General features: G+C 62.8%; 10 protein-coding genes and 2 riboswitches. Of the genes, 2 read left to right on the forward strand and 8 right to left on the reverse strand.

All coding sequences use genetic code 11. From position 1 onward, the window contains the following. Window positions 1-53: 53 nt before the first annotated feature. The 8 genes from ACQUWM_RS15410 to cbiB form a co-directional block, all read right to left on the reverse strand. Entirely contained in the window at window positions 54-245 is a 192-nt protein-coding gene (locus ACQUWM_RS15410; RefSeq protein WP_407001929.1) for a CbtB domain-containing protein, read from the reverse strand. 32 nt (window positions 246-277) lie between these two features. Then, window positions 278-491: riboswitch (cobalamin riboswitch) on the reverse strand. Between the two features lie 40 nt (window positions 492-531). Further along, window positions 532-1,302 (reverse strand): ABC transporter ATP-binding protein, encoded by a 771-nt coding sequence (locus ACQUWM_RS15415; protein WP_428922737.1) that lies wholly within the window; start codon window positions 1,300-1,302, stop codon window positions 532-534. Then, complete coding sequence (locus ACQUWM_RS15420) at window positions 1,302-2,216, reverse strand: FecCD family ABC transporter permease (RefSeq protein WP_407001960.1); 915 nt, start codon at window positions 2,214-2,216, stop codon at window positions 1,302-1,304. Before ACQUWM_RS15420 ends, ACQUWM_RS15415 begins: the two co-directional genes overlap by 1 nt. 72 nt (window positions 2,217-2,288) lie before the next feature. After that, on the reverse strand, window positions 2,289-3,185 hold the full coding sequence (locus tag ACQUWM_RS15425) for a cobalamin-binding protein (protein ID WP_428922738.1): 897 nt from the start codon (window positions 3,183-3,185) through the stop codon (window positions 2,289-2,291). Next, complete coding sequence (locus ACQUWM_RS15430) at window positions 3,179-7,393, reverse strand: cobaltochelatase subunit CobN (RefSeq protein WP_428922739.1); 4,215 nt, start codon at window positions 7,391-7,393, stop codon at window positions 3,179-3,181. Before ACQUWM_RS15430 ends, ACQUWM_RS15425 begins: the two co-directional genes overlap by 7 nt. A gap of 22 nt (window positions 7,394-7,415) precedes the next feature. After that, a complete protein-coding gene (locus tag ACQUWM_RS15435) occupies window positions 7,416-9,374 on the reverse strand; it encodes a TonB-dependent receptor plug domain-containing protein (RefSeq protein WP_428922740.1) in 1,959 nt (652 codons plus the stop codon). Beyond that, window positions 9,370-9,583: riboswitch (cobalamin riboswitch) on the reverse strand. (Overlaps the previous gene by 5 nt.) An 11-nt stretch (window positions 9,584-9,594) precedes the next feature. Beyond that, complete coding sequence (gene cobD, locus ACQUWM_RS15440; protein WP_428922741.1) at window positions 9,595-10,626, reverse strand: threonine-phosphate decarboxylase CobD; 1,032 nt, start codon at window positions 10,624-10,626, stop codon at window positions 9,595-9,597. Beyond that, window positions 10,623-11,555, reverse strand: coding sequence for an adenosylcobinamide-phosphate synthase CbiB (cbiB, locus tag ACQUWM_RS15445; protein WP_428922742.1), 933 nt, complete (start codon window positions 11,553-11,555; stop codon window positions 10,623-10,625). The genes cobD and cbiB overlap by 4 nt, the downstream gene beginning before the upstream one ends. A 293-nt stretch (window positions 11,556-11,848) precedes the next feature. Between cbiB and cobT the strand changes: the two genes are divergently transcribed. Then, entirely contained in the window at window positions 11,849-12,904 is a 1,056-nt protein-coding gene (gene cobT, locus ACQUWM_RS15450; RefSeq protein ID WP_407001959.1) for a nicotinate-nucleotide--dimethylbenzimidazole phosphoribosyltransferase, read from the forward strand. Continuing rightward, entirely contained in the window at window positions 12,901-13,509 is a 609-nt protein-coding gene (locus ACQUWM_RS15455) for a histidine phosphatase family protein (RefSeq protein ID WP_428922743.1), read from the forward strand. The genes cobT and ACQUWM_RS15455 overlap by 4 nt, the downstream gene beginning before the upstream one ends. Window positions 13,510-13,514 lie beyond the last annotated feature (5 nt).

Raw genomic sequence — 13,514 nt, forward strand, 5'->3', positions numbered from 1 at the left:
AACAACGCTGTATTTCACTCGCAGGGACAGATCCCCCTACGACACACTGATGTTCAGTGGCAGGGAAACACAAAACTGTGGCGGGTATCGTGTGCCGCGTTGTGCGCGACATCCAGAGGCACAAACCCAACGGCGAAAAGGATAAGAACGCCGAACAGGACAACCGCCCCTTGTTGCAGAAGAGAAGAAACGTTGATCAGAGAGGCCTTAGGCCTCGCCTTTGCAGATGAGACAATAGCAGACATATAATTCCCCAAGTGCCCGCCGCACCGTTGAAGGATTGATAAAATAACAGGCCGGTCTTCGGGCTCAAAGGGCGACAGCGCAGCAATGGCGCCATCGAGCCCTGCTCCTTCCCAGCCGTAGCCGGTGGTATAGCAGGGTTTAACCTTTATTACCGATGCGGGGGCAGCCGTGGGATTGGCCTGGGGCCTAACCACACTTCCCGATTATCCCCTGACGTTAGGGGCACCTGTCTTCCAATGGAGCATGCTAAACCATCGGTTTGGCTACCGCAATCGCATCCTGTGTTTAGCCTTTCCTGGGCACAAAGAGTGGCGTGCCGTCTACCTCCACCGCCAACAACTCCTGGTCATAAAGTCTTTCGAGTGCAGACGGCACCAACATCCGTTCGGCTGCCCCCCAGCACGCTTCGCCGTTTGGAAAGAGCAATAACAGGTGATCACACCAGCGGGCAGCCAGGTTGAGGTCGTGCAGACACATAAATACCGAGCGCCCACTGCGAGCCTGCTCCGTCAGCAACTGCAATACCGACACCTGATGGTGCAGGTCCAGATGGTTGGTGGGTTCATCCAGCAGCCAGGTATCGGGCGCCTGTGTCAGCACTGTGGCGATGGCCACACGCTGACGCTCGCCACCGGAAAGGGTGTTCACCAGGCGGTCGCTCAAGTGGCCCACATCCAGTTGTTCCAGTGCCTGCCGCGCAAAGCGCTCATCCTCCCCCGATTCCATCTGCCAGGGCGACAGCCAGGGGTGGCGGCCAATCAGCGCGGTTTCCAGTACCGTGGCAGGAAAGCCATCCTGCCGTTCCTGAAACACCAACCCCAGTTGTTGTGAAATCCGCCGGCGCCGGAGCTCGGTCAGTGAGTGCTCACCCAAACGGACTTCCCCATGGCGCGGCGCCCGCAGGCCGGCCAGGGTGTGCAGCAGTGTTGTCTTGCCAGCGCCGTTCGGGCCCAGCACGCCCCACATCTGCCCCGGTTTCACCGTGAAGTCCAGGGGCTGGCCGTCGCCCCGGTCGGGAATATCAATGACCAGTTCTTTTGCCCGTAACGGATTCATCAGCGGCTCCGGTACAACAGGTAAAGGAATGTGGGCACCCCCAGCAGGGCGGTAATCACACCCACCGGTAATTGTTCCGGCGCAATAACCACCCGCGCCAGGGTATCCGCCAGCACCAGCAGGGCACCTCCGCCCAGGGCGCAGGCAGGCAGGATCAGGCGCTGGTCGTTCCCCAGCACCAGTCGCAACATGTGGGGCACCACCAGGCCGACAAAACCGATACTGCCAGCCATGGTGACAGCGGTCGCAGTGAGCAGACTGGCGAGGATATAGATCGTCCACTCCAGCGGTCGCACCGCAACCCCCAAAGCGGCTGCCTGCATAGGTCCGCGCGCCAGTACGTTCAGGCTGCGGCCGAGCGGCACCACCAGCAGGCACACCAGTAACAGGAAGCCCAGAGCCGGCCAGGGCGAACGGGCGTAGGACACATCCCCCATCAGCCAGTACAGCATCCCGGGCAGGCGCTGGGCCGGGCTGATGGCCAGCATAAGGGTAATCACCGCGCCCCAGCCGGCTGCCACCACCACACCGGTCAGCAATAGTCGTGACGGCGTCCAGCTGCCGGTGCCATGGGCCAGACCGAACACCATCAGGGTGGCCAGCAGGGCGCCGGCAAAGGCCGAACCGGAAATGATCAAACCGCCCAGCCCGGCCAGCATGGCCAACAACGCGCCCACGGCAGCGCCGCCGGAAAGGCCGAGTACATAGGGATCTGCCAGCGGGTTGCGAAGGAGGACCTGCATCAATGCTCCGGCCACGGCCAACAGCCCGCCGGTGGCAAACGCGGACAGGGTTCGGGGCAGGCGCAGTTCCAGCACCAGGGTTTGTTGCAGGTTACTGCCCTCACCCAGAAGCACCGCCAGCACCTGCCCCGGTGCCACGCTGACGCTGCCCGTGCCCACGGACAACACCATCGCCGCCAGGCTGGCCAACGCCAGGATCAGCAGCGGCTTAAGCAATGGCCGGCTCACCGGTGCCGTCTCCGATCAGCGTTTGGCACGGGCTTCGTCCAGTTTCTGGCAGAACAGTTGTGAACCCTCCAGCATGCGGGGTGTCGGGCGCTGCACCAGGGACGGTGGGATGAAATAAAGATTGTCCTTGGCCGTAGCATCAATACCAGGGAATGCCTCCCAGCGGGTCAGCCAGTGTCGGTTCTCTTCCCCCATGCCACCGGCGAGAATGGCTTCCGGGTTGGCGCCGATCACCGCCTCGGGGCTGATCCGAGGCACCAGTCGTTCCAGGTCACCAAACACATTGACGCCACCACACAGGGTGATCACCTTGCCGATCAGGTGTTTATCGTTCACCGTCATCAGCGGTTCGTCCCAGACCTGATAGAACACCGGCACTGGCTCCGCATTACGGTATTGGCGTTCCAGTTTGGCGATGCCCTGGCGGAAGCGTTCGGCTTCGGCGAAGCCTTCTTCTTCGGTGCCAGCCAGGGTGGCCAGCCGTTCAATGGTGTGTGACACCGCCTCGAACGTGCGGGGCTCAATGGAAAACACCGGTAACCCCAGGTCTGCCAGCGCTTCAAGCTGCTCCGGCGGATTGCCGGTAACCCAGCCGATCACCAGGTCCGGCTGCAGTTCCATCAGCCGCTCCAGATCCATCCGGGTATGGCTGCCCACGGAAGCAACCTCTTTGGCGGCTTCCGGATAATCACTGAAGGACACCACCGCGACCACTTTTTCTCCGGCACCGGCGGCCCAGACCAGTTCGGTGGCGCCGGGAGACAACGCCGCGATACGGCTGGCCGGCTGCTCAAGGCAAACCTCCTTGCCGGTATCATCAACAGCACACACCTCGGCGGCAAGTACAGGCGCCTGCCACAAGGCAAGCACGGCTGCGCCGAAGAGCGCCAATGGTCTGGAGACATTCAGCATGAGGCTGTCCGGTTAGTCTGATTCTGGCAATCGTCATTGGCAGCGGCCCCTAGGGGGTAAGCCGCCGAGCCACCCTTGCGGGCGGACTCAAAGGCTTCCCGCTGTTGCGGCTCGAGCTGGTCCGCCACCCAGTCCATCAGCGGATGGTCGGGGCGGGTATGGCCGCTGCCGGGCAGGCCATGGTCGATGATATTGCCGGCGAAGTCACGGGCCAGGGCGCGACGGGTGAATACATCCGCCTCCCAGAACCCGCGCTTGGCCGCCAGCAACGCAATGGCCTGCATATGAGTCTTGACGTGGACATTGTGCCCCTCGGCCAGGAACTCATCCAGCCCCAGGTCATGGCGATCCTGGAAGTACACTTCGTTGATCTCGTCCCACATGCTGGAGCGCAGCACCTGGGGGCTGGTGACCTGCCAACCCCAGAGATTGTCGAGGAAATCGCTGCCCATGGTGCGGGCCCCCGCATAACCATGCTCCATTAATGGCGCCAGCCATTGCGGGTTGAGGTTGCGGGCGCGCAGCTCCACCTGCAGTGCGCGCTGGAGCGAGTCCACACGCGGATTCTTCGGGTCGGCGTACTGCAACACGCGATTCTGCGGGGGCTCGCCGCGCAGGTGTTCCACCGCGTTGGACAGACCACCCTGGAAGTCGAAACCGTCGTCGTTATCCAGCAGGCCATAGAGATGACTGGCCCGCCCCAGGTAGGTGTGATTGACGGTGTGCAGCTGGCGATCAAAGGCCTGGTGAGCGGGCTCGCCCTGACTGCCCTTGCCGTAGACGTGGCCCATGCGACGGCGGTAGGCATCGCCCAGTTGTGAGCGGTCCTGCCAGGCGCCAGTGCGGGTGGCCAGCCGGTTCACGCCGGCGCCGTAGGCTCCCGGTGCGGTGCCAAAGACCCGATGGGCGGCCTCGGCACCGGCATCCCGCGCGGAGGCACCCGCGGCCATCAGCACCCGAGCATCCGCGACCCAGCGGGCCGCGACGCCGTTGACTGCCAGGGTTTCATTACCGCGTTCGCGCATGTCCACCGGCAGATCCGACAGGGCCTGATCCAACGCTTCCACCATGTCCGGGTGTTCCGCTTCGATGGTGTTCGCCGCCCCGGCCAGGGCGTAGCGGGAGGCCAGGTCCAGCCATTCCAGCTGGCTCTCATAGAGGTCCCGGAACAAACCGGAGGTGGTAAAGACCACGTTGCGTCGAACCGGCGTGTCGGTCTCCGGTCCGGCGGGCAGACGTTCCAGCCCCTTCACGATCCCCCGGCTGTTCCACACCGGGCGAATACCCAGCAGTTTCATGCCAAAGGCGATCATTACCCCTTCGTCCCGTACAGTGTCGGAAGCCCAGAGCACCAGGGCATCGCTCTCGCCCGGCTGTTTGCTGTTGTCAGCCATGGCTTCTTCCGCCAGCTCGGTCGCCAGTGACCAGGCCACGCGTGTGGGAATCAGGTCATCAGACAGAGCATGGAAGTTGCGGCCCGTGGGCAATACCGCCGGAGTTCGCAATGGGTCATTACCCTGCCCCGGCGCCACAAAGCGGCCGTCCAGCGCAGCGAGGAAGCTTTGCCGTTCCGCAGCCGGGGAAGCCTTCAGGTTCTGTCGCCAATCCGCCTCAGGAGTGCCAGCCTTGCCGGCCATGGAGTCCAGCATGGTGTCCACCATATCCGCACTCCAGTCGCGGCCGAACACGTGCAGCCCCAGAGGCATGAAGTGTTCCTGCATATCAGTGACGTAGTGGCCCGCTTCGTGCACCAACAGGTCGGGTGATAGTTCGTCCACGGACACTTCGTCCTCCGACAGTCCCATCTCGCCAGCGATTTCCCGCTCCAGGTCCTCGCCGATGTCCAGTATCCGGATTTTCTCCCGCAGCATATCCAGCGCCCGCTCCCGGGTTGGGCTGTCGGGCTCGTTGGCGGACTCCCAGGTTTCCACCAGCTGCCGCAATTCCAGCAAGTCATCATAGAGTTCGGTGGCCGCCAGCGGCGGCGTCAGGTGGCTGATCATCACCCCCAGGGCCCGGCGTTTGGCCTGTATGCCTTCGCCCACACCATCAACGATGTAGGGGTAGATCAGTGGCAGGTCGCCACCCAGCAGATCCGGGTAGTCGTCCCCGGTCAGCCCGGCACGGCGACGAGGAAGAAATTCCCGGGTGGAGTGGCGCCCAACGTACACCAGGGCATCCGCCTGATAGTGATCCCGCAGCCAGTGGTAGAAGCCCACGTATTGATGGGTCGGCGGGAAGGTGGTGTTGGCGTGCAGCAGTTCCTCGTCCACTTCCCAGCCCCGGGGCGGTTGCGGGCCGATATAGATGTTGCCAAATCGCAGGCCGGGGAAGATCAGCCGGTCGTCCACCACCATGGACTGCCCCGGCGCCTCGCCCCAGCCTTTGAGGCCGGGTATCCCGGTATTGGCCAGGGCATCACGACGGGCCTTCAGTTCATCCTGGTGGCCACCTTCGTTCAGCCGACGCTGCCAGAGCGTTTCGTATTCATCCAGCCGGGTCAGGGCGTTCTTGCGGTTGGGGTGCTGGACGTGCTCGATCAGATGGCGCAGGTCGCGGATGCCACGGTTCAGCAGCCCGGTCGCCAGATCTTTCTCACCCATGCCATGGGCCTGTTCCAGTCGCTCGTGCAGGTAGCCCAGGGGGCCGTGGACCATTTCCTGCTGGACTACCACCGGCAGGGTCTCCAGGTAGCGCCGGTAGGTGTCGCTGTCCATGGAGGCCACCTGCCCGGCCATCTCCCTCAGCGCCCGGGGATCATCCGGAAGGCTCACGCCGCGCTGCTGGATCAGGTCTGTGAGCGCTTCCGGGCTGTCCGGCAGCGGGCCGGTGTCGTAGCCTTCATCCTCGAGCCAGGTCAGCATTTCGTAGAGGGAGGCGGGCACATCCAGGTTGTCCGCGCCGATGTTCTGGCGCCCCGGCGGGTGGTTGTAGTAGATGATGGCCACGCGCTTGTCAGCGTTGTCTTTGGTCTGCAAAACCTGCCAGCGCTTCAGGCGATCAGCCACGGCTGCCACCCGGTCCGGCACCGGTTGTGTCAGGGTCAGGGCCACGCCGGTGTGTTCGTCAATCACTTCCGGTTCGGCCGTGGCCAGCACCATGGGCTGGCTGACACCCTGAAGTTCCGGCATGGCCAGTTTGTAGTGCACCTTGTCTGCCGGGATGCCATCAACCGACAGTTGCCACTGGTTGGCGGTGCGGGAGGCCAGTCGCAGGCCCTTGATGACCGGCACATCCAGCTGGGTCAGTGCTTCGGTCACCTGGCGCCGGCCCTCACCGCCGCCAATGGTGAAATCCTGCAGGCTGATGATGCCGGACAGAGTAGCCGGCCCAACAGCGTTATCCAGGGTACGTACCGCTTCCAGGCTGGCCCCGCCCCAGCGGGACAATATCGCAAAGCACTGGATATCCCGGGATTCCAGGGCAGCACAGGTGGCATCCAGCAGGGCCCGGTCTCCGGGGCGGTCGCCGCTGTCCAGGTCCAGCAGGGTCACCACAGGACCGGCTTGCAGCTCCAGATCCCCGGCGTCCTCCAAGGCTTCCCCGTTACGGTAGTAGCGAATCAGTGCCCGCGGTGGTAGCTCAGGCACGGCCAGGTCATGGCCAGCCTGCACCAGCAACCAGCGCAACAGGCCATCCAGATGTTGGGGCGTGCGGCCCTGATAAAGGGCTCGTCCGTCCAGCCAGGGGACCTGTTGCGGGAACTGTTGGCGCAAAGCCTTCCGGTGGGCCTTCACATCGGCTCCCGGCTCCGGGGCTTTCATCAGGTCGTTGAGGGAGGAGGCATCCAGCCCGTCCAGCACAGTCCGGCCCTCCAGGCGGGACAAACGGGTCAGAGTACGGTCACCGTTGACGGCCAGAATAGGAAACCGGCGATCATTCGCCTGATCCCGAACCGCCTGCTCAAGCCGGCCCACCTGGTCGCCAAATACCGCAGCCAGCAGCAACGCATCAGCACGGCCGACCAGTTCATCCAGCGCCTGGTTGTCCAGGGCAGCCAGTTGTTCCGGCGTTCGCAGTACCACCCGGTGATCCGGATTGGCGGCCAGGAATCGCTCCGCCCCGGCGGCCATCTCCGCCGCCGAGCGTTCAGAGACCACGCCAACAACCGTGGCACCGGACACCGGAGGCGAGAACAGCATTGCCAGGCCCAGCAGAAAGGCGAATACCGGGCGGTGAATGTTCCGATCTGGCCGTGTGTTGTTCATACCCTTGCCTCTCAGTGGTCGATCAGATGTCGTAGCGTATGGTCAGCATCGCGGTACGGCCCGCAGAAATGTACTTACTTCCACCAAAGCGCTGTGCGGTGGCGTATTCTTTATCCAACACGTTATCCAGCGACACATTGGTGGTCCAATGGCTATCAATCCGCCATTTCGCCCGCAGATCCCAGGTGGCGAAGCCGGCGATACGCTCATCGTTGTCGGCATCGTCGTAGCGATAGCCCTGTCCCTTCACTGTGGTACCCAGGGAAACCTGGCCAAAGGCCCGGTCCACGTCCACCCGGAACTGCTTGGCGCTGCGGCGGCGGATCCGGTTGTCGGTCTCCCTGTCACGGGGGTCAGTGACCGAAACGGCAGCCTGCACAGTCCATTCATCCAGCTCCAGCCCACCACTCAATTCGGCACCCCGGATGCGCGCTTCGTTTACATTGAACGGGGCAGATCGTCCGTCTATTGTGGTGAACACAATCAGGTCATCGGCGTCGGTCTGATAAATGGCAGCATCCCAGAACCAGTTGGCATACTGCCCGCCGATACCCAGTTCCGCACTGCCGGCGGTTTCCGGTTTCAGGTCCGGATTACCAAAACCGGGGAAGTAGAGGTCATTGAAGGTAGGGGCGCGGAAGGACGTGCTGTAGCTCACCCGGACCCGATGGTTCCGGTCCAGGTCAACGCCCATGGCCACGGCCCCGGTTTCCTCGCGACCGAAGGCCTCGTTGTCGTCCGCCCGCAGGCTCAGTTGAAAGTCGGTCGGACCGAAGTTCAGCAGGGCCTGACCAAAAACAGCAGCGTTTGTTCGACTCGATTCGTCGTATTCTCTGGTGCTGTCAATCTCATCCACCAACAGCTCGCCCCCCACGATGTACTCGTGACGACCAATGCTGATCTGGTTTTCCCAGCGGGCGCTGCGGGTCTTGGTATCAAAGGTGCTTTCGCTGCCGGAGTCGCGGTTATCCGATTCGTCGAGGGATTCCGCCAGCAGGATGCGGCTGCGCCAGTAATCGCTGATGGGGGTGTCCAACCGGAAACCGAGGGTCTGGATGGCGAAGTCGGTATCACCGCCCTCGAATTCGGTATTGCCCTGGGCGCGCATAAGGACAATGCCAGCCTCACCGCCGGAGTCAAACTGGTGGGCGACGGATGCGAGGGCAGAGGTGTTACGAAAACCCTTGTCTTCGCCGCCTTCCACGATCGCGGTGCCGTCGGTTTCCAGATGGCTTGCACTCAGGCTGTATTTCATCCGGCCTTCGGTACCGGCGGCTCCGGCAATATACTCCTGCGTGTTGAAATTGCCGCCACCGGCCTGAACCCAACCCTCATGACCGGTCGGCGCACTGTGGGTGAACGCCTGGATAACGCCGCCAACGGCATCGGCACCGTAAAGATTGCTGCGGGAGCCCCGCACAATTTCCACCCTCTCAATCATCTGCGGCGGGAAATACTGCCAGGCGGCACTGCCGCTGGTGGCCGAGCGCAGGCGCACGCCATCCACCATGAACACGGTGGATTCGCTGCCGGTACCCCGGGTGTACACACTGATGTTCTTGCCGAAAGAGCCATTGCTGGTGATGTCCAGGCCCGGCTGACCTACCAGCAGTTCCTCAAACGTCTGGGGCTGCAGGCGTTCGATGGCCTCTTGATCGATCACGGTAACAGAGGAATCGCTTTCGCCCCGGGTTTTCGGGCCCAGAGTCGCGGTGACCACAATCGGGTCCAGCGTGGATTCGGAAGCTTCATCCCCCAGGGCGGGCTGGGCTGTGATCAACAGGGTTGCCGCAGACAGGGTAGCGGTCGATAGTGCGTACTTCATCTCAACGTCCTCATACTCGTGCACGCCCGCACGAATGGATTGGGTAATGACGTCGGGGCAGGCAATCGGGTAACGGGAGAAGAAGCAGGTGGTCGGGGAGCATCCAGGTCGGGTTGGAGTAGCCGGCACCTGCCACACTGTCGCCCACCGCAACATCTGGCAATTCCAGGCCGGTCTCCGGGCTTATGAGCGGTCTGCCTCAGACAGACCCGGGTGATCGCCTTCCCATACCCTCAGGGGGTACAGTGGCGCATTCGATCACCGTTAACTCAATTACCGTTGCGGGGGCAGCGCTGGACTCTCACCGGCTTCCCGTTTCACCCCTGTGTCGCTTTGCACGGGGCACCTGAAAAAGTGCGGGAAGGCTAGCAATCGGTTAACGATTGGTCAATGACATTCGGCAAGCCGCCAAGGCCTGCGACAGTCGTTCCCACTCCGCTTCGGAACCAGGCAGCCCAAACCGCAGAGCCGGCGGGTGATCGAACCGACGCACCAAGATGCCGTGCCTGGCCAGCCCATCCGTCAATTCCGCCGAGCGTGGGTGCTCAACATATCGAAATAAACGCGTACCGCTGGAGCCATGCAGCCCATAAGACGCCAGTAACCGCCCCAGCCGCTGACTGTCTGCCAACAATCGCTCGGCAGTCGAGGCCTGCCAGCGTTCATCCGCCAGGGCCAGCCGCATCACGTAACGGGCGGGACCACTCACCGTCCAGGGACCAATCGTGCTTCGCAGGCGTTCAGCCAGTTCCGGCCCGGTCAGCACCGCGCCAGCCCGCACACCCGCCAGACCAAAGAACTTACCGAGAGAACGCAATACCACCAGGCCTTCCCGTCCGGTCGCAGCCCCCAGGCTCAGCTCCGGACAGCCGTCAACAAACGCCTCATCGACGATCAGCCATCCGCCCCGGCGTTGCAGCCGCTGGTGCCAGCGCAGCAGACGCTCCGGTTCGACGGTCTCTCCGGTGGGATTGTTGGGGTTGATGCACACCAGCACATCCAGATCGTCCAGCCAGGATTCGTCCTCACCGGCCACCTGTGTCCAATCCAGGCTGACCACCTGATGCCCGGCACAGGACCAGCTATGACCGTGCTCCCGGTAGCCGGGGCTAGGAACGCCCACACGGCACGGGGCTCGCAACCGGGGCAACGCCATGATCGCCTCCTGGCTGCCAGCCACCGGTACACAGGCAGCGTCAGCGGGAGCGCCCGCCCACTGCCGCACCAAGGTTTCCAGGCCATCGTCCGGTTCCGGCAACCGCTGCCAGACCTCCGGCGGCAGATCCGGCACCGGCCAGCCATGGGGATTGATACCCGTAGACAGATCAAGCCACTGATCGCGGGGAATGCCCCAGCGTTTTGCCGCTGCATTGAGTCGTCCGCCATGTTCCGGTGGCGTCATGGTCATATCCCTACGCTCCACAGAACGCCTGCCACGGCAAACAATGCAAGCACGCCAAGCCACAGCCAGACACCCAACCACACCAGGCGGAGCGCACCGTCCACTGTGTCCGCGCTGGCCGCCGGTCCCTGTCCCAGCACCGGTCGCTGTTTTACGCCATTCGCATAAGGCGAAGGGCCGCCCAATGACACCGCCAGGGCTCCGGCACCGGCGGCCATCACCGGCCCGGCATTCGGGCTGTCCCACTGAGGGGCCTGGGTCCGCCAGCATCGCCAGGCCAGGCGGGTGTTGCCAAGCAAGGCATAGGTCAGCGCAGTCAGCCGGGCGGGCACCCAGTTCATGACATCATCCAGGCGGGCGGCCACCCGCCCGAAATACAGATAACGTTCATTGCGATAGCCCCACATGGCATCCAGCGTGTTCACCATCCGATGCAGCAATACCCCGGGAATGCCCGCCACCAGAAACCAGAACAAACTGGCAAACACCGCATCCGCCCCGTTTTCCAGCATCGACTCGCTTGCCGCCGCTGCCACGCCCTGTTCATCTAACGCACTCGCGTTACGGCTGACAATCCGGCCAACCTGTTCTCGTGCAAGCTCAAGGTCGCCGCTATGCAACGCATCCGACACCGCCCGACCATGCTCCATCAGCCCTCTGATCGACAGTGCAAGGTACAACACCAAAGTTTGCAGCAGCAGATACACCCATCCATTCAGCGTCCATCGCAATAGCTCGGCCACCATCAGCACTGGCAGCACCAGGATTAATACGCCCAGCAGCCCCCATGATATTGACCGACCTTTATGCATCGGCGACCGGTTCAACCACCGTTCCACCAATCCCACCAGACGTCCGAACCCTACCAGCGGATGCCAACGGCGAGGTTCGCCAAGCCAGCGATCCAGAAGCACAGCAATAAGGCAAACAATCATGGGGAATACCAAGGCGTTCAAATTGGCGGCATCTCTCTTAAATAGACAAACTTGGGAGCAAGGAATTGGTTGGGTAGGGCTCTCCAAAACACGCTGTGAATACATCCCTGTAAGCTCCGCTCCGCCATCCATGGCTCCGCAGGGTTTTGGAGAGCCCTACCCAACCAATTCCCCAGACTATGGGCGTTCTTGATCAGGCAGGAGTTTACCCGAGTCACCGTCGGCCTTGACACCTTTTCGAGTGGGGTAGACCATTCCCTGTTTTCATTGGCTAGGAATCATTCATGCCTTCTCTGCCTCCAAGCTGGACCCAGCAGCCACCGAAACCAGATACGCTCCGGATCCGACAAGCAACGGATCGCCAGCAGGTTCTAACCAAGCCACCGGGTTCTCTGGGGCAACTGGAACAACTGGCGGTACAACTGGCTGGTCTGCAGAGAGCTGAACAACCAACGGTGGATCCCGTACGAATCACCGTATTTGCCGGCGACCATGGCGTGTGCGAGGAAGGCGTGTCTGCGTTCCCGCAGGAAGTGACAGCACAGATGATCGGCAACTTCGCAGGCGGTGGCGCGGCCATCAGCGTGATGGCAAAACAGCTGGATGCGTCGCTGGAGGTAGTTAATCTGGGCACTGTGGGCGAGGTGCCAGTGTTACCCGGTGTCCGGGACGAACAGATCGCCCCGGCGACGGCCAACCTGGCGGTGACCAACGCGATGACCGAGGCCCAGGTGTGTGCCGCGCTGGCCAGTGGCGACGCGGCGGCCGAACGTGCCGCCAACGCCGGATGCCGGCTGTTTATTGGCGGCGACATGGGCATTGGTAATACCACCAGTGCCGCTGCCCTGGCCTGTGCTCTGCTGAACGAAGCTCCAGAACAACTGGTCGGTCCCGGAACAGGTTTGGACACGGCGGGGATTTCCCGCAAAAGTCAGGTGGTGGCCAGGGCACTGAAACGACACGGTGACAGCACCGATCCTTTGACAGTACTGACCTCTCTTGGCGGCTTTGAGATTGCCGCGCTGACCGGCGCGATTCTGGGTTGCGCGGCGCGGGGCATTCCGGTGCTGGTGGATGGTTATATTGTCTCGGTTGCCGCATTGCTGGGAGTGCATCAGCAGCCCGCGCTGCGGGATTGGCTACTGTTCGCCCACCGCTCGGCGGAGCCCGGGCACGCCAGGGTTCTGGAAGCTCTGGATGCGAAGCCCCTGCTGGATCTCGGCATGCGCCTGGGCGAAGGCAGTGGCGCGGCAGTAGCCGTGCCCCTGCTGAGGGCCGCCTGCGCCCTGCACAACCACATGGCGAGTTTTGCCGATGCCGGCGTGACCAATAAGGATGTTGCGTTATGAACACCGGAATCACCACGATCATTGATCTGATCCGCCACGGCGAGCCCGCCGGTGGCCCGATGTTCCGGGGAAGTCAGGACGATCCACTCAGTGAAACGGGTTGGCAACAGATGCGTGGCGCCCTTTCAGAGAACGATACCTGGAGCCGTATCATTACCTCACCGCTGATGCGGTGCCGCGAGTTCGCTGAGCAATTGGCATCTGAACGGGGGATTCCCCTGGAGCAGGACGAACGCCTGCGGGAAATCAGTTTCGGAGCCTGGGAAGGCATGACCGCCGACACCATCCTCGCTGGCGCCCCGGAGGCGCTGGCCCGGTTCTGGCGCGACCCGGTCGCGCATCCGCCCCCCGGCGGCGAACCCATGGCGGAATTTCACGCCAGGGTCCGAGAGGCGTGGCATCACTGGTGTCGTGAAGCTGCAGGACAGCGTGTTCTGGTGATGTGCCATGGTGGCGTGATCCGTATGATACTGGCCGAGGTTATGGGCATCCCCCTGACGCGCTCCTTCTCGGTCCTGGCGGTTCCCTATGCCTGCCGCAGCCGCGTACGCATTGATCATTCCGATCACGGCGTACTCAGCAGCCTGCAGAGCCACGGGGTCTGACGCCC

It is taken from the genome of Marinobacter sp. DUT-3 (assembly GCF_050379435.1).
Classification (GTDB): domain Bacteria; phylum Pseudomonadota; class Gammaproteobacteria; order Pseudomonadales; family Oleiphilaceae; genus Marinobacter.